Here is a 22,287-nt window from a genome sequence, read left to right as displayed (position 1 = left end):
TTAAATAGAAGTTTTTTCATCCTCTTTAATTAACCCAGCTTCTCTTAAAAAAGGAGATGCAATAAAAGACATCTTTTTTATTTTATCAAACTTTGCATAAGATAAATAAAGTACATCTTTAGCACGTGTAACAGCAACATAAAAAAGACGTCTTTCTTCTTCTAAGCTTCCGCCTTTACTCATAAGTTTTCTATTTGGAAATCTACCATCCATTAAATCAATTACATAAACTTCTTTAAACTCTAAGCCTTTACTTGCATGAACTGATAATAAATTAACTCCATCGCCCTCACTCATCTCAGAACCACCTAAAATCATTGAATTAATAAACTTTGATAACTCTGAAAAGTTTCTTGATAAGTTTTTTAAAAGCATACATTTACGATTTATCTTAGCAAGTGATTTTGTTTTTTGCATAGGATTTACTGTTCCATCTTTTGCAGTTGCTCTTTTAGTTGATAAAAAATCTTTTAATTTTGAATACATCATTGAAGAATTGATACTAGAAACTAATGATTCAGGGTTTTTTGTTCTTCTTAAATGCTTCATTAATAAATAAAAGTCATAAATATATTTACCACCATCAACACTTAATTTGGGATGTTTTAAGATTGGATTTGATAAAAATGCTTCTTCAAAACCACAATCTTTAAACTTTGAAACAGAACCTAACTCTAAAAAATCATCAAATAAACCAAGTTGTCTGTTTTTAACTTTATTAGTATCATATGGATTATTGATATCAGGATTTGGATGAAATAAACCTCTTAAAATATCTCCATCACCTAATTTTATAAGTGCATCAAAAACATCTTTTGCAATTGCTTTTCCAATTCCTTTACCATGTTCTAAAACGTGGATAAATGCCATCATATCATTGTGTGACATTTGCATAACTAAAACATCTAAAATAAACTTCACTTCAACAGAATCAAAGAATGACATTCCACCTTTTCTTTTTGCTGGAATTTCATATTCACGTAGGTTTGCTTCTATTCCGTCTGCACTTGAGTTATTTCTATAAATTATCGCAATATCATTATGAGGTGTTTGGCTTTTTGAAATAAGTTCAGAGATATATTGATATTGTGCGAATAATTCATTAAAAGCTAAAAGTTTTGGTTTTATAGTTTCATCTGTTCTAATAACTTCTAAGTTTTTATCATAAATTCTTTCATTATGTTCAATTACTTTTGTTGCTAAATCCAAAATAGGTTTAGTAGAGCGGTAATTTTTTCTTAATGTAAAAACTGTAGCATTATCATATCTATCTGAAAAAGTTGAAATAATTCCAATATCAGAGCCATTAAAAGCATAAATACTTTGGTCATAATCACCAACACAAAACAGTGAGTTTGGTTTAAAACCATCAAGTAATCTACCTTGTAGTGGATTTGTATCTTGATATTCATCTACTAAAACTTCTTTAAAATCAAAGTCTTGTGTTTTTAAAGTTTCTAACATAATTGTTAATAAGTCATCAAAGTTTGCATAGCCATATTTGATCTTTAAAGCATTAAACTCATCAACAACATCTTCATAAATTAAAGTATATATTTCATGTGATGGATTTTTGTCTTTTATCCATGTTCCAAAATCTTCACCTGTATTTGAGTTAAGATAAAGTGAATACATATCATATAAATATCCACCGTCATATGGATTAGCTTCATCATCTCTATCGTAAAATACTCTTTTCTCATAAACTGATTTAAATAGTGTTTTTAATTCATTTGGTTGTTTTAAACTGATATTAATTTCTAGTTGTTTTAATAATTTATAAGAAACCGAGTGAAAGGTTCCTGCCATAATTTGCTTTGCAATATCTTTTCCAAAAAACTTTGCAACTCTTTGTACCATTTCAGCTGCTGCTTTATTAGTAAAAGTTAAAAGTAATATTTCTTCAGGTTTTGTTCCATTATTAATTAAGTTTGCGATTCTTCCTACAATTGTAGAAGTTTTTCCTGTACCAGCACTTGCAATAATCAGGTTATATCCCTTTGGACAAGTTGCAGCACTTAATTGTTCTTTATTTAGGTTAGATAATGGCATTTATTAGTTGATTCTTTATAGTAGTATTTATATTTGAAATAGTAGCATAAAAGACTTATTGTTGATTTAATTATTGAAGTATTTATAAAAAAGAAAAGGTGCCATGAGTCATGACACCTTTTACACAAGGAAACATAAAAAATTATTTTTATTTAAGAAATCTATCTTAAAAATTTATTTGAATAAATAAGTCGCTGCGTCAACTTATCTATGAGAAAATTATACACAGTCACTATTAACTAAAATATAATAAAAAATTAATGAATAGTTAACTTGTTAATTTTTTATTCTTTTCTACTATTTTTTGTAAAAGTTTACAGTAAGCAATTATAAAAATCATTACGATATAAATTAGTTGAAGTATAGTTATAGACTTTTGTGCCATTACAAAATGTATTGTAATTAAAATCAAGGCTAAATAAACTAATTGATGGTACTTACTATACTTTTTAAACAAATTTTTTGTAGAAGTAATTGCCATAAATAGAAGTATAAAAAATGCAATCATTCCAAGATAAATAAATGGCTTATCAAGTGTTTCATCAATTATAAAAAATATATCTAAATCTGCATCAAAAACTACAAAATTAATTAAATGTAAAAAAGCATAAAAGAATCCAAAAAGTCCTATTAGTTTTCTATATTTCATAAAATTTATTTGCTTTTTAAATAGTGAAATAAGAATAGACACAAAAAGTATAATCGTTGAAGTTACTCCTGTAAAAGTATAAATATATTTAATAGGATCAACTACATTTTCAAAAATTAGAATTTGTGCACTTAATAATACTAAAGGAGAAAGCATTATTAAGTATATTAAAAATCGTTTCATTAGATAAACTTTCTTAAATCCATTCCCTTATACATATGAGCAACTTCTTTTTCATAACCATTATACATTAGGGTTTTTTGTTTTAAGAATTTTCCTAAAACTCTCTCTTTCTTTTGTGACCATCTTGGATGATCAACATTTGGATTTACATTTGCATAAAATCCGTATTCTCTTTTATTTGATCTTTGCCAAGTATTTAAAGGTTCTTTATCTACAAAAGATATTTTAGAAATTGATTTAATTGATTTAAAACCATATTTCCAAGGTACAACTAAACGCAGTGGTGCACCATTTTGATTAGGCAAAGTTGAACCATAAAGTCCTGTTGCTAAAAATGATAATTCATTCATAGCCTCATCCATTCTTAAAGCTTCAACATAAGGATAATCAATACTTGCAAATACACCACGAGCTTGGTCTGGAAACATTTCATCATCATATTTTGTCTCAAATCTAATATACTTTGCACTTGATAGTGGTTTTGCAAACTTAATAAATGAAGCTAGTGAAAAGCCATTCCAAGGAACAACCATTGACCAACCTTCAACACATCTAAATCTATAGATTCTCTCTTCAAGTGTAAAGTTTTTACTTAAATCAGCTAATTGTATTTTAAATGGTTTTTCAACTAAACCATCAATTTCAATTTCCCAATCATCAGTTTTTAAAGTATGTGCTAAATCTTTTACACCTTTTTTTGAAGTTGTAAATTCATAAAAGTTATTGTATGTTGTAATTTGTTCATAGGTATTTAGTTTTAAATTATTGATATTTTTATCTTTTAGATATTTTAAATTAGGTACAGGAATATTGTCTTTTGCTAAAGCTTCGATTAAAGCTCCAGAAGCAACTAGAGAAGCAGCTCCTAATTTTAGGAAAGTTCTTCTTTTATTAAATAGTTCTTCTGGTGTAACTTCACTTGAAGGAATATCCCAGCTTGGTTTTTTTATTATATTCATAATTTACCCTTTAACTTTTTTATATTATTTATTATATATCATTAGTGTAAAGGGTATGTTTAGAAAGAACTTTTCTTAGATTATTTACCTTTTAAAAGAATAGTAAGGTATTTGCTTGACCAAATAATCAATCCAGCAACCAATAAAAGAGCCGTTAAATTTAGTAAAAATATATAATTTAAATCAAAATTTAAAGAAAAAGAAGTGAATATTCTTAAAAATGCAATTATTTGAATTGCTATAAATATTGTTATGGCAAACTTTCCAGCATAAGGAGTAGTTCCAGAATGCCCTAAAACAACTCTTGTTCCAAAACCAACTAATACCGTCACAAAGTAACCAAGTGCTAGTGTATGAATTACAGCTTTTTCAAAAATAATACTAGGATCATATAAGTAAGCTAAAGATTCAATAACTGATATTAAAAGTGCAAAAGGAATCCAATAAAGAGATATAAATAAAACCCACATTATTGCAGTAACTTTAAATGTTGGTAAATTCCATTTTATAAGCTCTCTTACAAATACAACTAATAATGGCACATCAGCTAAAAGATTAAAAGCAGGATTTCCAAGTGATAGAAAAAAGATTTTTAAAATTAATAAACCATAAACTATAGGTAATAAGTTTTTAGATTTATTAATTACATAAGTAGGTACTTTTGTTTTTGTAAAAAAAGGAATCATTCTTTGAGAAACAGTAAATATAATCATAAATAAAAACAAATAAAAACCACAATTTATAGCAAAAGTAGAAACTGTTAATGAATATTTAAAATCAATAGTACTTATTATAAAAAGTGCATGCATTACAACTCCTGTTAAAAAAGCTATTAAAATCCATTTTGTATCTTCTTTAATTGGTACTATACTTTTTTTATGAATAGAATATAGTAAATTAAAACTAAGTATTTGAGCAATAAGCATTAAAATTTGAAAAATAAAAGTAATACTAGGAACAAAAATAAGAGATAAAAGTATTCCTACACTACTAGCAAAATATAATAAAAATTGTTGCATATAAACTTTAGGTAAGATTTCTGCTTGCGATAAAAATCTTGGGAATACAACAAAAAGAAAACCTAAGAAAAATTGAATAAATACAACAAAAATCATTGTATAAGCATGATAAGTTAAAATTGCATCATCTAAGATTAAAACATTTGAGAATGTTGCTATAAAAAGCATCATAAAAAGAATAAAAAATATAATACCATTTGTAAAAAATGGCTGGTGAGGTTGAGAAGAAAACTTCTTATACCAAGTTGCTAACATATTGTCTCCTAAAATAAAAAGGTCACAGGAAAGTGACCTTTTGTGATTTTTAGAAGTATATCAAATCGTGATTTTTTAAACCTTGATTATTGACAAGTTCCACAACAAGAAGTTGAAGTAGCATCACTTAATGCTGCTAATGCTGCATCATAATTTGGCTCTTCAGTAATTTCTGGACAAATTTCTTTGTATGTAATTACTCCAGATGCATTGATAACAAAAATTGCTCTACAAGTAACTCCAGCTAATGCTCCAGATGCAACTAATACACCATAAGATTTAGCAAATGCTTTTGCTCTAAAATCAGAACCAACAGTTAAGTTTTCAATTCCTTCAGTTGTACAAAATCTTCCCATTGCAAATGGTAAGTCCATAGAAACTACAATTACTTCTGCATTTTCCATTTTTGCAGCTTCTTCATTGAATTTTCTAGTTTCAGCTGCACAAACAGGTGTATCTAAAGATGGAACAACTACAACTACTTGTGATTTACCATTTTCTCCACCAACTTGAACATCAGATAAATCTTTTGCTACAACAGTAACTACAGGTGCTTTATCACCAACATTTACTTCTGCTCCACTTAACTCTACTTCATTACCTTTTAATTTTGTTGTTGCCATATAATTTCCTTTTATTTTTAATATTTCTTGACATTATAATAAATTCGGATAAATTTTGTCTTAATTGTGCGCAATCAAGTTGTAACTATTACTATTTAACTCTAATACAATTACTTTCTAGGACAATTTTCTCTTCATTTAACAGTTTTGTAAGCGTTGCTTTAAAAGCTTTTTTACTAATACCAAAAACTTTTTTGATATCTTCTGCATCACTTTTATAAGTAAAATCAAGTTTTCCACCATTTTTCTTTAAAATCTCAAAAACTTTATCGTCTTTTACTTTTTTACCAATTTCTTGAAGTGAAATATCTAATTTATTATCATCTCTTATTTTTTTAATATAAGCTCTTTTTCTATCACCAAAATAAATATTTTCAAATATTTCAGTATGGAAAATCATTCCATCGTATAAGTCATTTACAATTACTTTATATCCAAGTGGAGTTTTTGAATAAACAAGGATTTCCACCTCATCTTTTTCACTTAAGTCTTTTATATTTTGCTCTAAAGTATATTTTTCTGTAGCAATAAGTCTATCAGTTTTTTCATCAAGAATCATTTTTAAAACTTTTTTATGACCTTTATGAAAAATACTTCTTTGTTTATTTTTAGGAACTAGAATATCTTTTGGTAGCCCTATATCAACAAAAGCTCCAAAAGCAGCAGTATCTACAATTTCTAAATATGCAAATTCATTTACATATAGGTATGGGTCAAGTGTAGTTGCAACTAATCTATCTTCACTATCTGTATAGATAAATACATCTAAAAAAGAACCTAGTTCCATTTCATTTGTTACATAAGCATTTGGAAGAAGTACTTCTTCTTTGTCTTCACTAATTAAGTAAATTCCCGGTTCGCTTTTTCTATATACTGCTAGTTTATTTATTTCACCAACATATATATGTTCATTTATTAACTGTTCTTGATTTTCTGTCATTTTTAGTAATTCCGTTTTGTTTAATTTTGTCCATTATAGCTAAATAAAACTTTCTTAAGCTATTTAATAATTATATAACATATTAAGATATATAAGAGTAAAATTAGAATAAGGAAACAGTATAGCTAAACTATTAGTTTAGCTTATACTATAGGTGTTTTAAACAACAGTCCAAATCATAAGGAAATATCATGTCAACAGAATTCTATGCCCTAAAATATAACAAAACAAGACAAGTCAAAATTACAAACGATGAAGAAAACAACTATGAAAGACTAAGACTTTACGTAAATGGCGCACCTTATTCAGTAAATGCAAAAGCAGGCTCATATGTAGGATGTGGAATTGATGCTGCACATAGTTTTATGGGTTATTTTGTTAATGCAATACCAAGAAGTAGAATTAAAAAATATGTCAAAGTTACATCAGGACCAAGTGATTTTAGAAAGTATGCAAACAAACTTCTTTTAGGAGGTATAATTTTTAATCCAGGAGATGATTATTTTACAACTCCTGCACAATTAGCAGTGGGGCTTGATAAACTTACTAAAAAAAATTTAACTTCTAGAAAAGATATTGAAAACGACACTATAAGACATAATAAAGGCACAAATAGTTCTATTATACAAAAAGTTAGACATCACTTAAGAAGAGCTATTCCTGTAGTTGCACTAATTAGTAAAGGTAATCATTGGGTAACAATTGTAGGAATGGATTGTAAATATAAAACTAATGGTGATATTGATGTTGAAAAGACATGTGTTTGGTATTTAGACTTAACTTCAGGAGAAGATTGTTACGCTAAATTTATTGATTTAAAAATATTAGGATGGAGTAGTTTTTGGGGAAGACAATATGCATCAAGTTATGTTTCAGGAACAGTAATTAGTTTAAAAAGTGATTCTGTTTTATATGCTGATAAGTGGTCAAAAGGTTGGAATAGTAAGATATATGAAGTAAAAGGTAAACAATACTTATTTTTATTAAAACCAAGTAATGGACTTGTTCATATTCATAATATAAAAGCAGATGGAAGTATTGGAAGAAACATACAAACATATGATTGGACTAAGGGTTGGAGTAATATAAATTTCTATACAGTTAAAGGGAAAACTTATCTTTTTTTAATGAAAGCAGGAAAAGGTGATGGTTATACAAATGGACTTGTTCATATAAACAAAGTTAATGATAATGGAACAATTGATAAAGTCATAGAAAAACATGACTGGCGTTCGGGTTGGAATAAAATAGAGTTTTTTTATTTTAAAAATAAAACTTATGTAATCTTAAACAGAGATGATGGGACAGTACATATTAGAGTTATGAATAGCAATGGAACACTTGGAGAGAAAGTAATTGAAGAAGCAAATTTTTTAAAGAATTCTAAATCTATTGTAGGTACAGATATTCAAGTAATTGAAACTGAAAATGCTGTTTATATTTATGGAATTAATAATACAGGTAAAAGAACAATATATTCTCAATGTAAATTTTACTTAAAAAATAAAAAATTTAATTTTGAACAGATAGATACGCAAGATTGGTCTACAGGATGGGTTAGAATGAATATATTTAAAGCTTCTGAGAAAAAATCTTACTTAATTATAAGTAAAGGTGTAAGTAGAAATGGAATTATGCATATTCATAAAATCAACAACCTTAAAAATGATGCAAAAATTGGAAAACTAATTGATGACAATTATTTTAGAAACAAATTTGTTATGGGATTAGTACCAATGGAACAATGGAGTAATATTCAATACTTTAAAGCAAGAAATACAAAATTAAAACTATTCTTATTAGATAAATACAGTGGTAGAGTAAGAGTTATTAATATGAAAAATAATGGAGCTTTTGAAAATGATTTAGTACCTAGCAAAGAGTTAAAGTATTACAATATTGAAATAAATACAAGTAATGAAAAAAATGCAGGTACAAGTGCAAAAGTATTTATTACTTTAAAAGGTGATAATTGGGAAAGTCCCGAGTATCATATTGATACAATAAGTGATGATTTTGAAAGAGGTTCTCGTACAATTCAAAATATTCCTGTAGATAAATATTTTGGCGAAATTAAAAAAGTTATGATTAGACATGATAATAGTAAATCAAAACCAGGTTGGCATTTACAAAGTATTTATATAACAGAGGGTAATTCAAAAAATAAATGGTCTGCAAGAGTTTATAAATGGTTTGCAAAAACTGTTGGAGATAAAAAAATACAAAGAGAAATTACTTTAGAAAAGATGCCAAAGAAAAATTAGTTAGTAGAAAATAAGTAGCTATTAAAGCTACTTATTTTCTTTTTATAAGTTTTACAAGTGTAAGTATTACTACAGCTGAGATGATAATACTTGCACCTGAGGATATATCATAAAGATATGAAATCACTAAACCACTAAGTGTAAAAATACTTGCAAAAATTGAACTTATTATCATCATTTGAGATAGTTTATTTGAAAATGCTTCTGCTAAATAGGTAGGAATAGTAAGTAAAGCAATCACTAAAATAAGCCCAACAGCTTTAATAGCTGCAACAACACATAATGAAGCTAATACTAAAATTAGTGTATAAAAGAATTTTGTATTAATTCCTCTTAATTTTGCAAACTCACTATCATAAGATACAGCTAATATTTCTTTATAAAAAAACATTACAATAAGAACAATAAATACATCTAAAACTGTCATATAAATGATATCATCGCTTGAAACTGCGATTATTGAACCAAATAAATAGGACATCAAATCCACATTATAACCAGGTGTTAAATCTACAAAAATAATACCAATAGCCATACCAAAAGCCCACATCATTCCTATAATTGCATCTGCTCTATTTCTATTGTTTAAAGTCAATATCGCAATTATAACAGCAGTAATTAAAGCAAAAACAGTTGCACCAAATAACACAGGTAAACCTAGATAAATTGCAATCCCAATTCCACCATAAGAGCTATGTGCAATTCCACCTGTTAAAAAAGTGATTTTGTTTACAACAACAAGTGAACCAATTATTCCAGCTGCTATAGAAATTAATAAACCAGCTAATAATGCATTTTGAATAAAATCGTATTCTAATATTTCTAACATTTCATTTCCTACTGAAGTTTATGATCACAACAAACTTGTGTTTTTCCTAAAGCTTTTAAAAGCTCAACTTCACACAAGTGGTCATCAACAGTATGTATATCTTTTTGTATACTTTCTAAATTATGATAAACAAGATTTTTATTTACATGAGCAACATTATTTGCATAGTTTAATAAAACAGAAATATCATGACTTACTACTACTATACAAATTGATTTATTTAACTCTTTTAGTAATTCATAAACTTCTTTTTGACCTTTTACATCAATACTAGCCGTTGGTTCATCTAAAAGCATTACTTTTGGATTTGCACATAATGCACGTGCAATAAAAACTCTTTGCCTTTGACCTCCACTTAAATCACCAATTCGTCTATTTGAAAAATCACTCATTCCTACTTTTTCTAATGAGTGCATAGCACAAGAAATATCTTCTTTGCTATATCCAAAAAGCTTCTTTTTATTTCCGATATGTCCCATTAAAACTACTTCAAGTGCAGTTATAGGAAAATCAATATTTAAGTTTGTATTTTGAGGAACATAACCGATTAATTCATTTTTGATATTTTTTGATATTTTTCCATTTTGAGGTTTTAATAAACCCAAAATTAGTTTAAGAAGTGTTGATTTTCCGCCACCATTTGGTCCAATAATTGCTAGAAAATCATCATTATTAATTGTTAGATTTATATCTTCTAGTACTTTATAATTCTCTTTATACGCGTATGATAAGTCTTTTATATTTAAAATTTCCAATATTTACCTTTATTTGCAACAAAGTCGCAATTGTATCAAATATATCCTTTAATATAAGCCCATGCTAATCCTAGATATTCATGAAAAGCTACTTTTACCTTATATAAATTCTCACTAGCAAAGATAGAACTATAATCTTTTTTATCCTCTCCTAAATGATATGTAGCAGCGGCAATGGGATTTAATCCAAGCTTTTTAAATAATAGCATTGACCTTTTCATATGTGATGCACTTGTAACTAAAATAAAAGGTTTACTCCCTATTATTTTTTTAGCTTGTATTGCTTCTTCTCTTGTATCTTTTGGTTTATCCATCTTTATGATATTTTTATCTTTTATTCCTAAATCAACAGCAAGAGATTTACTCATAGTTGAATGATAATTTTTATCAAAGCCTTTGTATCCTGATACAATTAATTTAGCATTATCAAGTTTTTTAAAAATTCTTATTCCTTCATTTAATCTAACAACTGCAACTTGATTTAATTGTGAAGTAATACTTAGGTTTTCATTTGTAATATGACCGGAACCTAAAACTAAAACATATTGAACTTTTGGAATTTCTAAAAGTGCTTTGTGCGAGTTTTCTAAAGGATTTATAATTGCATTTGAAACTATTTGTGAAGATAAAAGTGTAAACCAAAGAAGTGCAAAAAAAGAAAATACTTTTGCTTTCTTGTATGAATTAGTAATTAAAAAATAAAAAGCAATAAATAGTAAAAAAAGACCAATAGGAATAGGTAATAAAAAAGCAGAAATAATCTTTTTAAGTAAAAACATTTAACTTCCTACAATAGCTGATAAATAACCTACAACTCTTGTTTTATCATTATTAACATCACAACTTGTAGAATAATCTAAAACTTTAGTATTTAAACTATTTTTACTAGATGATTCAAGTAAGGCTTTTATTCCTGTTTTTCCACAAGCTTCACAATTTTCCAATTTACTTAAATCTTTTTCATTTATTGCACTTATACAATTTTCATCAATTTTTTTTGCAATTTGCAATGGGTGAAAATGGCTTAAATCTGTACTGATTACAAGTAAGTTATTTTCATCTTTTATTAGCTCATCAAGTAATAAACTAAGAGTATTAGAGTCTTGATTTCCATAAACTATTTCAATAATTTTTGCATTTGGAAAATAGTATTTAATAAATGGAGCTTGTGTTTCACTTGAGTGTTCAAAAGCACACTCTTCATTTGTAGTTAAAAAATCATATCTTTGCATTAAAGCTTTTGAATATTCTAAATCAATTTCAATATTTCCCAAAGGCGTTTCATAAAAATTATCAAGACAAATACTTGAACCTTCAAAGTAAGTATTATGAGAAGGTCCTATTACTATTATTCTTTTAGGGTTTTGTTTTGAAGCAGTATTAAAAGATAGATTACAAAGCTTTCCACTGTATATATACCCTGCATGTGGATTTACAATTGCATTTATATGTTTAAATCCATTATCTTCATTTTTATTAATATTATTAGAAAAACTTTTTATTAACTTTTCTAGTTCATCTTTATCATTTGGATAAAAACTACCAGAAACTACTGTTTTTCTAATACTCATTTATTTTACTTTTATAACTTCATAAACTAAAACATTAATATTTTTGTCTAAACAATCTTTATCAAAATTTCCTTTGATAATTAGTTTTTCAAAAAATTCTTCAAAATTTTGATATTGTTCCCAAACTTGTGGTAAAAAAGTAGAACGCTCTTCTTCATCCATTAATACAACACCATGAAGCCCTACTTTTATTTTTGATTTTAAATCAGCTTTGTCTTTGTATTCTAATTTAATCGCAGGAGTTAAAATAGATATTTCTAAGTCTATTTTTGCAAACTCTTCTTCTGATAATTCTAAAAATCTAGGATCTAAAAAAGCTGCATTATATGCATTTGAAATTAAATCATCAATTAACATGTCATAAGCTTCTAAGCTTCCAATACATCCTCTTAATTCTCCATTTAAATTAAGTGTCACAAAACAAGCTGCAGGTTCATCTAAAAAAGGATATTCTTTTATAAGTTGCTCTTTATCAATTTTAAAACTTTCGTCAAACTTACATGCAATTGCATCATTTGCAATTTTTAGTAATATATCTTTATTCATAAAAACCCTTATTTAATAATATCTTTTATTGCTTCTATAAATTCATCACTATCATTAACGCACTTACAAACTTTATAATCACCAACACCTATTTCTTCTGCTATTTCTCTATACTCTAAATCAAGTTCAAAATCTGTTTCTGAATTATCAACAATAAAAGCTAAAGGATAAATAATCACATTCTTATCTTTGAAATCAACTAAAGCATCATCCAAACTTGGTTCTAGCCATTTTAAAGGACCTACTTTTGATTGATACGCTAAAGATACAGAATTAAACTCATAACCTTTTTCTTTTAACATATTACTTAGAATCTCGACATGTTCATTCATTTGTTTTTCATAAGGATCACCTGCATCAACTATTTTTTGAGGTAAACCATGAGCTGAAAAAATTAAGTTATACTCTTTTGGAGTATCAGTTTGACTCATAATTTCATTTACTATACAATTATTAAACTTTTCATTTTTATAAAAAGTTTTAATTATTTTTGTAGTAAATTTATCATCTGAATATAATTCAAAATCTTCAAGAGATGATTTTGTTGTTGTAGTTGAAAATTGAGGATATAAAGGTAGTATTGTAATATCATCAATACCATCTTCTTCCATTTGTTTTATTACATCACTTGCAAAAGGAGCAGTATATCTCATAACTTGATAAGTTTTGTATCCTTCAAGATTAGCATTTAATTTATCTACTAATTTTTCAGTTAACTTATGTAAAGGAGTTTCACTTCCTATTTCTTCATAATTCTTCCATGCAGAATTTAATCTACTTTTTACAATCATTGAAGCAACTAAACCTCTAAAAAAACCACATTTAATAGTTAATATATTTCTATCATTAAACATATTTGTTAAAAAAGTTTTTAATTCATCTTTACTTCTAGCTCCACCCATATTAAGTAAAACTAATGCTTTATTTGTTTTCATTTTCATCTAACCTTATTATTTTATCACTACACCATTTTGCCATTTGTTCATCATGTGTAATAAGTAATATTGCACACGTATCTAAATATTTTATAAGAAGTTTCATCACATCATATGCAATGATATTATCTAATGCAGATGTTGGCTCATCTACAAGTAATAATTTTGGTTTCATTAAAAGAGCTCTTAAAATTGAACATCTTTGTAATTGACCACCACTTAACTCATGTGGCTTTTTTAAAAGTAACTCATAATCTAAATTTAATTCTTTTAAAAAACTTTTTAATTCATCTTTAAAATCTCTTTGTACAACATCTTTAATTTGTTCTATAATTGGATAACTTGGGTGAAAAGAATTATATGGATCTTGAAATATCAAACTTAGATTTTCTTTTTCAATAGTTCCACTTTTTGCTTTTAATGTTCCAATTATAAGTTCGAAAAGAGTTGTTTTACCACTTCCACTTTTTCCAAAAATAGTAACAAGTTCACCTTGTTTTAAAGACAAAGAAAAATCTTTGTATATTGGATTATTTTCTTTGTATGAGAAGTTTAGATTCTTTATATTTAAAATCAATTCTTTGTTCAATAAAATACCTTTATATTAAAAATATACTATATAAAAATATGCCTTTATATTTGCAAAAATATTTTTTATTTATACACAATTAATATACAATTATAGGTAACACTTATACTAATACTTAACTTGTAGTTTTAATTATTAAGCTAAGGAAAATAAATAAAAAGCTAAAATGTAGCTTTAAAATTTAAGGAGAAAAAATGAAAAAAATCGTATTAGGTTCAATTTTAGCAGCAGCAGTTGCATTCGCAGCGGCTCCAGCGTCTTATAGTTCTTGTGTTGCATGTCATGGTGCAAAAGGTGAAAAAGCATTCGCAGCAACTCCAACACAAATTCCAGCAAACTTAACTAAAGCAGAAGTAGCAACAGCTTTAAAAGGTTATAAAGATGGTTCTTATGGTGGAAAAATGAAAGGTGTTATGAAAGGTAATGTTATGAAACTTACTGATGCTGACATCGCTGAATTAGCAGAGTATATCGGTAAGTAATTACCAATAGAATAAAGAGATTTATCTCTTTATTCTGCTTCTTTAGCTTTTTCTTTATTTAACTTATTCTCTTTAGCTTCTTTGATCTTTTTTTCTTTTTCAATAGCATCATTTAAATCTTCTGTACTATCAAACAACATTCCATCTATTAATTTATTTGAATCATCAAATTGTCCAGTTTTTGCTGCCCAAACGAAGATAAGTAAAAGTGCTGCTGAAATTATTATTCCTACAATTAGCATAAAAAAAAGTGTGTCATTTATCATTTATATTCCTATTTTATTTTAATTCTAAGTGAATTTAATACAACAATTAGTGAGCTTAAACTCATAGATAAAGCTGCAACTAAAGGTATTACATATCCAAACATTGCAAATGGTATTGTAACTAAATTATATAATAAAGAAATACCTAGATTTTGCTTTATAAATTTATATGTTCTACTTGATATTTCAAAAGCATCTTTTAGTGAAGTTAAAGATGAGTTTAATAAAACAATATCAGAAACTTCCATAGATATATCAGCAGATGTTCCCATTGCAATTGCAACATCAGCATTTGATAAAGCAATACTATCATTTACTCCATCACCCACCATAATAACTATTTTATCTTCTTCTTTTAATTTTTTTATAAAGTTAGCTTTTGAAACTGGTGTTTGAAAAGCATGATAATCTTTAATATCTAATTGTTTAGCAACACTTAATGCAACTTTTTCATTATCACCTGTTAGCATTATTACATCAATATTATTTGAACTTAAATAAGAGATTAAATCACTTGCATAATCTTTAACCTCATCAATTAGTTCAAAACTAGCAATAACTTGATTATTTATTGCAAAAATATATACACTATTTTCAACTTCTAAATCAAAGTTTATATTTTCATCTTTTATTAATTGTAAATTTCCACCAAGTAAAGTAGTGTTATTACCATTTTTATCTTCATAAATAGCACTCATTCCTCGTGCATCAATATTTCTAATATCATTTAATTTTTTACTATTTAAATCATATTTATCTTCTAAATATTTTTTTAAAGATTTACTAATTGGATGAGTTGAAGAATCAAGTAATGAATAGAGTAAATCCATATTTTCTTTACTATCATTAAATATTGTAGCTTTAGAAACGGAAAGTTCTCCTTTTGTTAGAGTTCCAGTTTTATCAAATACTACAGTATTTGCTTTTGCTAAAGATTCAATGAACTTAGCTTCTTTGAACAGCAAACCTTTTTTTGCTAACTCAGAGATTCCTATTAAACTAGCAATTGGTGTAGCAAGTGCAAGAGCACAAGGACAAGCTATTACAATTACAGAAATTGCAACAATAAATGATTTTTCAAAATGATTAGTTCCTTCATAATCAAAACCTAAATCAAGTCCAAAGAAATACCAAACTAAAAAAGTCAAAATTGATAAAGTTAAAATAGTAACTGTAAAACCACGTGATACTTCATTTGCCTTGTCTTGTATTTGTGGTTTTGAATTTAATGAGTCTTCAAGTAGTGTTACAATTGAAGAAAAAGTAGAATTTTTAAAATCTTTTGTTACTTCAAAATGAATAAGATTATTTGTATTTATTGTTCCACTATAAACACTATCACCTATTTTTTTATAAATAGGTATAGACTCTCCTGTTAAACTAGCCTCATCAAAAGACCCCTCACCTTTTACAATCACTCCATCAACAGGAACTTTTTCTCCTGTTTTGATTTCAACAATATCACCAATATTAATACTATTTAATGCTACAAGTTTTTTATTATCGCCTTCTATAATAGTAGCTTCTAAAGGTAGAGATGATTTGATTTTATCAAGAGTATCAACTGCAGATTTTTTACCAATTACTTCAAGGTATTTACCAACTAAAACAAAGGTGATAATCATAGCAACCGAATCAAAGTAGCTTTCACCCTTAGCTCCAAAAAGAATAAATAATGAATAAATATAAGTTAAAGTTGCCCCTGAACTAACTAAGAAATCCATATTTAATATTTTGTTTTTTAATCCAAAATAAGCACCTTTAAAAAATACCCAACCAGAATAAAAAAGCACTGGTGTAGATAATAAAAACTCGCCAATATGAATCATATGCATTACTTCAGGTGTAATTCCAGTAAAAAATCCAGTATATTTTGCAACACTAAGCATCATAATATTCATACTTGCAATTACAGCAACCATCATTTTAATAAAATATTCTCGTTTTGCTTTTATAGCATTTTCATCTGCTATTGAAGAATCATAAGCGTAAGCATTGTAGCCAATAGACCTAATACGCAAAATTATATCTGATAGTTTTAATTCATCACTATCCCAGGTGATTTTTGCTTTATTAGTTGTAAAATTTATATTTGCTTCAAGTAAGCCTTTTGTATCATGAAGTATTTTTTCATTTAGCCAAACACAAGCAGCACAATGAATACCTTCAATAATTAAATCAACTTCATTAAACCCATCTTTTGTTATTTGTACATATGTGTTCATAAAACTAGGAGTATCAAATTTTGAAAGGTCATCATTTTTTAAATTTAAAGGAGGAGTGATTGTCTTATTTCCTAATTTATCATAAAAAGAGTCTAAGCCATCACTTTTGAGTAAATGATAAACTCCTTGGCAGCCTTTACAACAGAAATTTAAATCATTTTCTTTTATCATTATTTCATCATCAAAACTTAAGTGACAATGATTACACTTTACTTGGGACACGTATAAATTCCTAATGTAGATTTTATTATTTAATCAATTTTTACTTACTTATTATGTTTATTTATGATATTATACCTTAATAACATTGGAGTGATTCTTAATGATAAATAATATATCTATACTAAAAAATATTACCATATTATACGCAGAAGATGAAAAAGATTTAAGAGAAGTAACTCATCAAATCTTAAAAGGCTTTACTAAAAAACAATATGTAGCAAAAAATGGCCAAGAAGGTTTAGAGCTATTTAAAGAACATGAAAATGAAATTGATTTAATTATTACAGATGTAAATATGCCACTTCTAAATGGTTTAGAAATGGTAAAAGAGATTAAAAAAATAAATTTAAATATTCCAATTATTGTTGCCACTGCTTTTTCAAATAAAGAATACTTACTTGAAGCTATTGATATAGGTATTGATAAATATGTTTTAAAACCTATTGATATATCAAAACTTTTACAAGTAATGTCTCAGTCTTTGCTATATCATGAACTAAAAGATTTATATATAGATAACCTAACACATTTACCAAATAGAAATAAACTAAAAAAAGATCTTGAAAATAAAAACATTCAATTAATGGCATTATTAGATATTGATGAGTTTTCTACAATTAACGATCTTTTTGGTGAAAAGAATGGTGATATCATTTTATATGAACTTGCAAATACACTTAAGAACTTTTTTAAAGATAGTAAATTTTCTATTTATAGAATGGATGCAGATAAATTTGCTATTTTATCTTTAGATGAAGAATTAGATACAAGTGTTTTTTATAATTTATGTGTAGCATTTGCGGATAAAATTGAAAAAGATTCTTTATTTATAAATGATGATGAAATTGATATCAATATTACAATAGGTATTGCAAAAGGTGATGGTGAAAGAGCATATAAATACTCACAAAGAGTTATAAATTATGCAAGAGCTAAGCTTCAAAGAATTATGATTTATAATGAATCTTTTAATATACAACAATCCTTCGAAGAAAATATAAAATGGGTTAAACAAGTTAAAGTAGGATTTAGAGATAATCTATTTAAAGCATACTTTCAATGTATTGTTGATACAAGGACAGAAGAAGTATATAAATATGAAGCATTAATTAGATATATAACTAAAGAAGGTAAAGAAATTGCACCAATAAACTTTTTAGATGTTGCAAAAAGAACAAAACTTTATCCTAATATTATTAAGATAATTATCAATGATTCTTTTGAATTAATTAAAAATAAAAAGAAAAGAGTTTCTGTAAATATCTCTTTTGATGATATAGCTAATGATGAAACAACAGCATTTATTTATGAAATTTTAGAAAAAAACAAAGAATATACTGATTTATTAGAGTTTGAAATTTTAGAATCAGAAGAAATCTCTGATTTTAATCAAGTAACAAAATTTATTTCAAATGTAAGAAAGTTTAATTGTACTGTTGGAGTTGATGATTTTGGAGCTGGATACTCTAACTTTAACTTATTAACTCTACTTGATATTGATTTTGTAAAGATTGATGGCTCATTAATTGAAAATATTACTACTTCAAAAGATTTAGAAATTATTGTAAGTACTATTGCTAACTTCTCAAAAGAGTTTAAAGTAAAAACAGTTGCTGAATATGTATCAAGTGAAGAAATTTACAAGAAGATTAAAGAGTTAGGTATAGATTACTGTCAAGGTTATTACTTTGAGAAACCAGTTGGATACGAAAGTATCAAATAGCTTTTATAGCCAAGATGATACTATTGATTCTTTTGAAAAAAGCTTAGTTTTAATTCTAGCAATATTTGCAATTGAAACTAGCTGTTTTGAAGCTTCTTCTAAATTATCATTTATAATTAAGTAATCATAATCTCTAAAATATTCTACTTCAGCTTTAGCATTTTTAACTCTATTTTCAATTACTTCTTTATCATCAGTGTTTCTACTGTTTAATCTATCTTCTAAAACTTTTAAAGAAGGTGTTGTAATAAATACAGATGTTACAATACTATCAAGTTTATTTCTAACTAATTCATGACCTTGAACATCAATATCAAAGATAACTAACTTCTTTTCATCTAAAGCTTTATTAATAGGTTTTAAAGATGTTCCATAATAGTTTCCATGAACAAGTGCATATTCTAAAAAATTATCATCTTTTATATCTTCTTCAAACTCTTTTTTAGTAACAAAAAAGTAATCAACTCCATCAACCTCACCTACTCTAGGAGCTCTTGTAGTTGTTGAAATAGAAAAATAATAATCATTTATATCTTTATATACTTCTTTTAATAAAGTAGACTTACCACAGCCACTAGGTCCCGATAAAATTAATATTGCACCTTTTTTTTCATTAATCAATTCTCATCCTTTAACATAAGCCTAATATCAATACTCTCACCTTGTGAAAGCTTATCAATAGTTTCTTGGTTTAGTTTTTCAAGTAAGGGTTTTAATTCATTAATATTATAATCTGTAAGTATTAATTTTAAAAGATTAGCAGAAGAAACTGACTCATCTTTTAAATCAAACTCATACTCTTTTACTTCATCAAGAGCATCATCTATAATATCTGAAATATCTTTCCAATCTTTTTTGTTCATAACAACTTCATTATGAATAACTTCTTCTTTTAAAATATCGTTAATTTTTGATAATTCATTATTATCTAGAATACCACCATTATTTAATGAAGCTAAATTTACAATACTTTCATCATTCTCATCTTCAATATCTAAATAAACATCTTCAGCTAAAGATTCAACATAATCAGTAATAATAGGAACTGTTACTTCTTCATCTTCTTCATATTCATCTAAATCTTGAACATAAGTGCTATTATTGTTTGATGTAGTTGTAATTTCTTCTTTTGAAATAAACTCTATTTGTTCTTTTAATATTTCTTGTAATTTTGTAGGTAAAAAAGGTCTAGGAATTATAAAATCTCTTGATTTATCAAAAGGTAATTCCTCACTTGATATTGCACCAAGCCTTTTTGAAAACTGCTTAATTATATTAAACTTATCGTCAATAAAGTTTTGATCTATTACGATTAAATCAAATTTTTCATTAACATCATTTGATTTTTGTATTGTTAACTCAATGTTTAACTTTTTACATACAAGTGAAAAAATTTGCTCTATTATTAGCGTTTCACATATCAATAATAAATTCATTTCAACTCCTGTAATACTAAATCTTCTAGTTTATAAACCTTGTCACATTGATAAGCTAAATCACTTTCATGTGTTACAAGTATTAAACCAGCATCATTGTTTTTAATATAATTAAATAGTGTACCCATTACAATATTAGCAGTATCTTTATCCAAGTTACCAGTTGGTTCATCTGCAAATATAATTTTTGGTTTTTTTGTCATTATTCTAGCAATTGAAAGTCTTTGTTGTTGTCCACCACTTAACTCTCCAACACCTTGAGATAAAACATGATTAATTTTTAAGTCACTTAATAATTGCATATCTAATTCTTCACCGCTTAAAAGTGTAGATATATCTAAGTTTTCACTAGCAGAAAATCCTCTAAAAAGATAATGAGCTTGAAAAATTATACCAAAATCGTTCCTTCTAATATTTAAAAGTTCTTTTTGTTTTAAAGAATATATTTCTTTATCATTGAATAATACTTCACCTTCTACAGGTTTTAATAGTGATGAAAGAATATTTAAAAGTGTTGATTTACCACTTCCACTCATTCCTATTATTGCAATTGATTGTTTTTTTTGTAAAGATAATGTTATGTTATTAAAAAGTTCATAATCGAACTTGTGAGATATATTGTTTGCTTGTAGTAAAAGGTTACCAGTCATGAGTGACTCATTTTGTTTTAATTCACTCATGTCATGATATCCTTATTTATCAATTTTATTGATATTTACTATTTTCCCATTTGTGCAGCAACTTCTGCAGCAAAATCTTCTTCTTTTTTCTCAATACCATCACCTAATTCATATCTTACATATGAAGTTAATTCAATTGATGCATCAACAGCTTTAATAGCTTCTTCAACAGTCATTGAATCATCCATAACGTATTTTTGAGATAATAATGCGTGAGCAGTATCTAATTGAGAGTTATCTTCAATCCATCTAGCAATTTTACCTTTAACGATGTTTCCAATAATTTTCTCTGGTTTACCTTGAGCTAATAATTCTTCTTTCATAGCAGCTTCTGCAGTTGCAATTGCTTCATCAGTTAATTGAACTCTTGAAACATATTCAGGAATATTTTTCTCTGGTTTACCAAGTCTATGTAACTCAATATTTAATTTTTCAATATCTGCAATAATTGCTTTATTTTCAGAAGCAATAAACTCAGCATCTAAATCTTTATAAGAAATTACAGTTGGTTTCATTGAAGCTGCATGCATTGCAACTTTTTTTAATAAATCAACAGTTTTTTCTTTAGCAGCGTCATCACAAGTTGCAGCTAAAATAACACCAACTTTACCTAAGTGAACGTAACCATTAACAACAGTACCTTCAACATTAGTAACTTTTCTTGCAACAAGATTTTCACCAATTACAGCGATTTTCTCATTTAAGAAAGTTGGGAAATCTTGACCTTCGATTGTTGAAGCAGCTAAAGCTTCAGCATCGTTGATATCATTTGCTTGTGCATGTGCAGTAATTCCATTAGTTAAGTTAAGGAATTGCTCATTTTTAGCAACGAAATCTGTTTGAGAGTTAACTTCAGTCATTGTTGCTTTTGTATTAGTATCATTTACTAAAATAGTAATGATACCTTCAGCTGCAACATTTGAAGATTTTTTAGCAGCTTTAGATAAACCTGCTTCTCTTAAATATTTGATTGCGTCGTCAATATTACCTTCACATTCGTTAAGAGCTGTTTTACAATCAAGCATTCCTGCACCAGATTTTTCTCTTAATTCTTTAATTAATTTTGGAGTAGCACCTGCCATAA

General features: G+C 26.7%; 22 protein-coding genes. 3 read left to right on the top strand and 19 right to left on the bottom strand.

Annotation, left to right across the window (positions count from 1 at the left end; all coding sequences use genetic code 11):
• The 6 genes from LPB137_RS03600 to LPB137_RS03575 all read right to left on the bottom strand — a co-directional run bounded on the left by LPB137_RS03600 (position 1) and on the right by LPB137_RS03575 (position 6,656).
• Positions 1 to 2,052 carry an ATP-dependent helicase gene (locus LPB137_RS03600; RefSeq protein ID WP_076084467.1) on the bottom strand — a complete coding sequence of 684 codons (2,052 nt, stop codon included), beginning with the start codon at positions 2,050 to 2,052 and terminating at the stop codon, positions 1 to 3.
• Between the two features lie 268 nt (positions 2,053 to 2,320).
• Complete coding sequence (locus LPB137_RS03595) at positions 2,321 to 2,884, bottom strand: protein-methionine-sulfoxide reductase heme-binding subunit MsrQ (RefSeq protein WP_076084465.1); 564 nt, start codon at positions 2,882 to 2,884, stop codon at positions 2,321 to 2,323.
• Positions 2,884 to 3,843 (bottom strand): protein-methionine-sulfoxide reductase catalytic subunit MsrP, encoded by a 960-nt coding sequence (gene msrP, locus LPB137_RS03590; RefSeq protein WP_076084463.1) that lies wholly within the window; start codon positions 3,841 to 3,843, stop codon positions 2,884 to 2,886. The genes LPB137_RS03595 and msrP overlap by 1 nt, the downstream gene beginning before the upstream one ends.
• Before the next feature lie 80 nt (positions 3,844 to 3,923).
• A complete protein-coding gene (locus tag LPB137_RS03585; RefSeq protein ID WP_076084460.1) occupies positions 3,924 to 5,117 on the bottom strand; it encodes an NnrS family protein in 1,194 nt (397 codons plus the stop codon).
• An 86-nt stretch (positions 5,118 to 5,203) separates the two neighbouring features.
• A complete protein-coding gene (gene prx-suh / locus LPB137_RS03580) occupies positions 5,204 to 5,740 on the bottom strand; it encodes a thiol peroxidase Prx-SUH (RefSeq protein WP_076084457.1) in 537 nt (178 codons plus the stop codon).
• A gap of 91 nt (positions 5,741 to 5,831) precedes the next feature.
• Positions 5,832 to 6,656: a CvfB family protein gene (locus LPB137_RS03575; protein WP_076089198.1), complete on the bottom strand. Its 825-nt coding sequence runs from the start codon at positions 6,654 to 6,656 to the stop codon at positions 5,832 to 5,834.
• Positions 6,657 to 6,871: 215 nt separating this feature from the next.
• Between LPB137_RS03575 and LPB137_RS03570 the strand changes: the two genes are divergently transcribed.
• Complete coding sequence (locus LPB137_RS03570) at positions 6,872 to 8,944, top strand: PLAT/LH2 domain-containing protein (protein WP_076084454.1); 2,073 nt, start codon at positions 6,872 to 6,874, stop codon at positions 8,942 to 8,944.
• 31 nt (positions 8,945 to 8,975) lie between these two features.
• On the opposite strand, the gene LPB137_RS03565 is transcribed toward LPB137_RS03570, so the two are convergent.
• The 7 genes from LPB137_RS03565 to LPB137_RS03535 are packed head-to-tail and all read right to left on the bottom strand — an operon-like array spanning position 8,976 to position 14,169.
• The gene (locus LPB137_RS03565; RefSeq protein WP_076084451.1) at positions 8,976 to 9,773 is read right to left on the bottom strand and encodes a metal ABC transporter permease; all 798 of its coding nucleotides are present in this window, start codon (positions 9,771 to 9,773) and stop codon (positions 8,976 to 8,978) included.
• 8 nt (positions 9,774 to 9,781) lie between these two features.
• Positions 9,782 to 10,528, bottom strand: coding sequence for a metal ABC transporter ATP-binding protein (locus LPB137_RS03560; protein WP_076084448.1), 747 nt, complete (start codon positions 10,526 to 10,528; stop codon positions 9,782 to 9,784).
• 35 nt (positions 10,529 to 10,563) lie between these two features.
• Positions 10,564 to 11,307, bottom strand: coding sequence for an ElyC/SanA/YdcF family protein (locus LPB137_RS03555; protein ID WP_076084445.1), 744 nt, complete (start codon positions 11,305 to 11,307; stop codon positions 10,564 to 10,566).
• Positions 11,308 to 12,099, bottom strand: a complete 792-nt coding sequence (gene amrB / locus LPB137_RS03550) for an AmmeMemoRadiSam system protein B (RefSeq protein WP_076084443.1) — start codon at positions 12,097 to 12,099, stop codon at positions 11,308 to 11,310.
• Entirely contained in the window at positions 12,100 to 12,645 is a 546-nt protein-coding gene (gene amrA / locus LPB137_RS03545) for an AmmeMemoRadiSam system protein A (RefSeq protein ID WP_076084441.1), read from the bottom strand. It lies immediately after the preceding gene.
• 8 nt (positions 12,646 to 12,653) lie between these two features.
• Positions 12,654 to 13,580 carry a ferrochelatase gene (gene hemH, locus LPB137_RS03540; protein WP_083657090.1) on the bottom strand — a complete coding sequence of 309 codons (927 nt, stop codon included), beginning with the start codon at positions 13,578 to 13,580 and terminating at the stop codon, positions 12,654 to 12,656.
• Positions 13,567 to 14,169 (bottom strand): ATP-binding cassette domain-containing protein, encoded by a 603-nt coding sequence (locus LPB137_RS03535; protein WP_076084437.1) that lies wholly within the window; start codon positions 14,167 to 14,169, stop codon positions 13,567 to 13,569. Before LPB137_RS03535 ends, hemH begins: the two co-directional genes overlap by 14 nt.
• 194 nt (positions 14,170 to 14,363) lie before the next feature.
• On the opposite strand from LPB137_RS03535, the gene LPB137_RS03530 reads away from it, so the two are divergent.
• On the top strand, positions 14,364 to 14,651 hold the full coding sequence (locus LPB137_RS03530) for a c-type cytochrome (RefSeq protein ID WP_076084435.1): 288 nt from the start codon (positions 14,364 to 14,366) through the stop codon (positions 14,649 to 14,651).
• Positions 14,652 to 14,680: 29 nt separating this feature from the next.
• On the opposite strand, the gene ccoS is transcribed toward LPB137_RS03530, so the two are convergent.
• Positions 14,681 to 14,917 carry a cbb3-type cytochrome oxidase assembly protein CcoS gene (ccoS, locus tag LPB137_RS03525; RefSeq protein ID WP_076084433.1) on the bottom strand — a complete coding sequence of 79 codons (237 nt, stop codon included), beginning with the start codon at positions 14,915 to 14,917 and terminating at the stop codon, positions 14,681 to 14,683.
• 8 nt (positions 14,918 to 14,925) lie between these two features.
• Positions 14,926 to 17,364 (bottom strand): heavy metal translocating P-type ATPase, encoded by a 2,439-nt coding sequence (locus LPB137_RS03520; RefSeq protein WP_076084431.1) that lies wholly within the window; start codon positions 17,362 to 17,364, stop codon positions 14,926 to 14,928.
• A 100-nt stretch (positions 17,365 to 17,464) separates the two neighbouring features.
• Here LPB137_RS03520 and LPB137_RS03515 point away from each other — a divergent pair, with 100 nt between their 5' ends.
• A complete protein-coding gene (locus tag LPB137_RS03515; RefSeq protein WP_076084429.1) occupies positions 17,465 to 19,087 on the top strand; it encodes an EAL domain-containing response regulator in 1,623 nt (540 codons plus the stop codon).
• 3 nt (positions 19,088 to 19,090) lie between these two features.
• Here LPB137_RS03515 and gmk read toward each other — a convergent pair whose 3' ends face one another.
• From gmk to tsf, 4 genes are read right to left on the bottom strand one after another with little or no spacing between them, the layout of a single operon-like run.
• Positions 19,091 to 19,705, bottom strand: coding sequence for a guanylate kinase (gmk, locus tag LPB137_RS03510; RefSeq protein WP_076089196.1), 615 nt, complete (start codon positions 19,703 to 19,705; stop codon positions 19,091 to 19,093).
• The gene (locus LPB137_RS03505; protein WP_076084427.1) at positions 19,705 to 20,523 is read right to left on the bottom strand and encodes a hypothetical protein; all 819 of its coding nucleotides are present in this window, start codon (positions 20,521 to 20,523) and stop codon (positions 19,705 to 19,707) included. Before LPB137_RS03505 ends, gmk begins: the two co-directional genes overlap by 1 nt.
• Positions 20,520 to 21,203 (bottom strand): ABC transporter ATP-binding protein, encoded by a 684-nt coding sequence (locus LPB137_RS03500; RefSeq protein ID WP_076084424.1) that lies wholly within the window; start codon positions 21,201 to 21,203, stop codon positions 20,520 to 20,522. Before LPB137_RS03500 ends, LPB137_RS03505 begins: the two co-directional genes overlap by 4 nt.
• A 38-nt stretch (positions 21,204 to 21,241) precedes the next feature.
• Complete coding sequence (tsf, locus tag LPB137_RS03495) at positions 21,242 to 22,285, bottom strand: translation elongation factor Ts (protein WP_076084422.1); 1,044 nt, start codon at positions 22,283 to 22,285, stop codon at positions 21,242 to 21,244.
• Positions 22,286 to 22,287: the final 2 nt, after the last annotated feature.

It is taken from the genome of Poseidonibacter parvus (genome assembly GCF_001956695.1).
Taxonomy (GTDB): domain Bacteria; phylum Campylobacterota; class Campylobacteria; order Campylobacterales; family Arcobacteraceae; genus Poseidonibacter; species Poseidonibacter parvus.
Note: the sequence above shows the minus strand (reverse complement) of the source record. Positions and strands in the feature narration are given on the sequence as shown.

Excerpts from the sequence above, each read along its gene's own strand:
- ccoS (WP_076084433.1), bottom strand. The coding sequence starts at position 14,917 with ATGATAAATGACACACTTTTTTTTATGCTAATTGTAGGAATAATAATT.
- amrB (WP_076084443.1), bottom strand. The coding sequence starts at position 12,099 with ATGAGTATTAGAAAAACAGTAGTTTCTGGTAGTTTTTATCCAAATGAT.
- LPB137_RS03585 (WP_076084460.1), bottom strand. The coding sequence starts at position 5,117 with ATGTTAGCAACTTGGTATAAGAAGTTTTCTTCTCAACCTCACCAGCCA.
- hemH (WP_083657090.1), bottom strand. The coding sequence starts at position 13,580 with ATGAAAACAAATAAAGCATTAGTTTTACTTAATATGGGTGGAGCTAGA.
- amrA (WP_076084441.1), bottom strand. The coding sequence starts at position 12,645 with ATGAATAAAGATATATTACTAAAAATTGCAAATGATGCAATTGCATGT.
- prx-suh (WP_076084457.1), bottom strand. The coding sequence starts at position 5,740 with ATGGCAACAACAAAATTAAAAGGTAATGAAGTAGAGTTAAGTGGAGCA.
- LPB137_RS03555 (WP_076084445.1), bottom strand. The coding sequence starts at position 11,307 with ATGTTTTTACTTAAAAAGATTATTTCTGCTTTTTTATTACCTATTCCT.
- LPB137_RS03505 (WP_076084427.1), bottom strand. The coding sequence starts at position 20,523 with ATGAATTTATTATTGATATGTGAAACGCTAATAATAGAGCAAATTTTT.
- LPB137_RS03600 (WP_076084467.1), bottom strand. The coding sequence starts at position 2,052 with ATGCCATTATCTAACCTAAATAAAGAACAATTAAGTGCTGCAACTTGT.
- LPB137_RS03595 (WP_076084465.1), bottom strand. The coding sequence starts at position 2,884 with ATGAAACGATTTTTAATATACTTAATAATGCTTTCTCCTTTAGTATTA.
- LPB137_RS03565 (WP_076084451.1), bottom strand. The coding sequence starts at position 9,773 with ATGTTAGAAATATTAGAATACGATTTTATTCAAAATGCATTATTAGCT.
- LPB137_RS03515 (WP_076084429.1), top strand. The coding sequence starts at position 17,465 with ATGATAAATAATATATCTATACTAAAAAATATTACCATATTATACGCA.
- tsf (WP_076084422.1), bottom strand. The coding sequence starts at position 22,285 with ATGGCAGGTGCTACTCCAAAATTAATTAAAGAATTAAGAGAAAAATCT.
- msrP (WP_076084463.1), bottom strand. The coding sequence starts at position 3,843 with ATGAATATAATAAAAAAACCAAGCTGGGATATTCCTTCAAGTGAAGTT.
- LPB137_RS03500 (WP_076084424.1), bottom strand. The coding sequence starts at position 21,203 with ATGAGTGAATTAAAACAAAATGAGTCACTCATGACTGGTAACCTTTTA.
- LPB137_RS03530 (WP_076084435.1), top strand. The coding sequence starts at position 14,364 with ATGAAAAAAATCGTATTAGGTTCAATTTTAGCAGCAGCAGTTGCATTC.
- LPB137_RS03570 (WP_076084454.1), top strand. The coding sequence starts at position 6,872 with ATGTCAACAGAATTCTATGCCCTAAAATATAACAAAACAAGACAAGTC.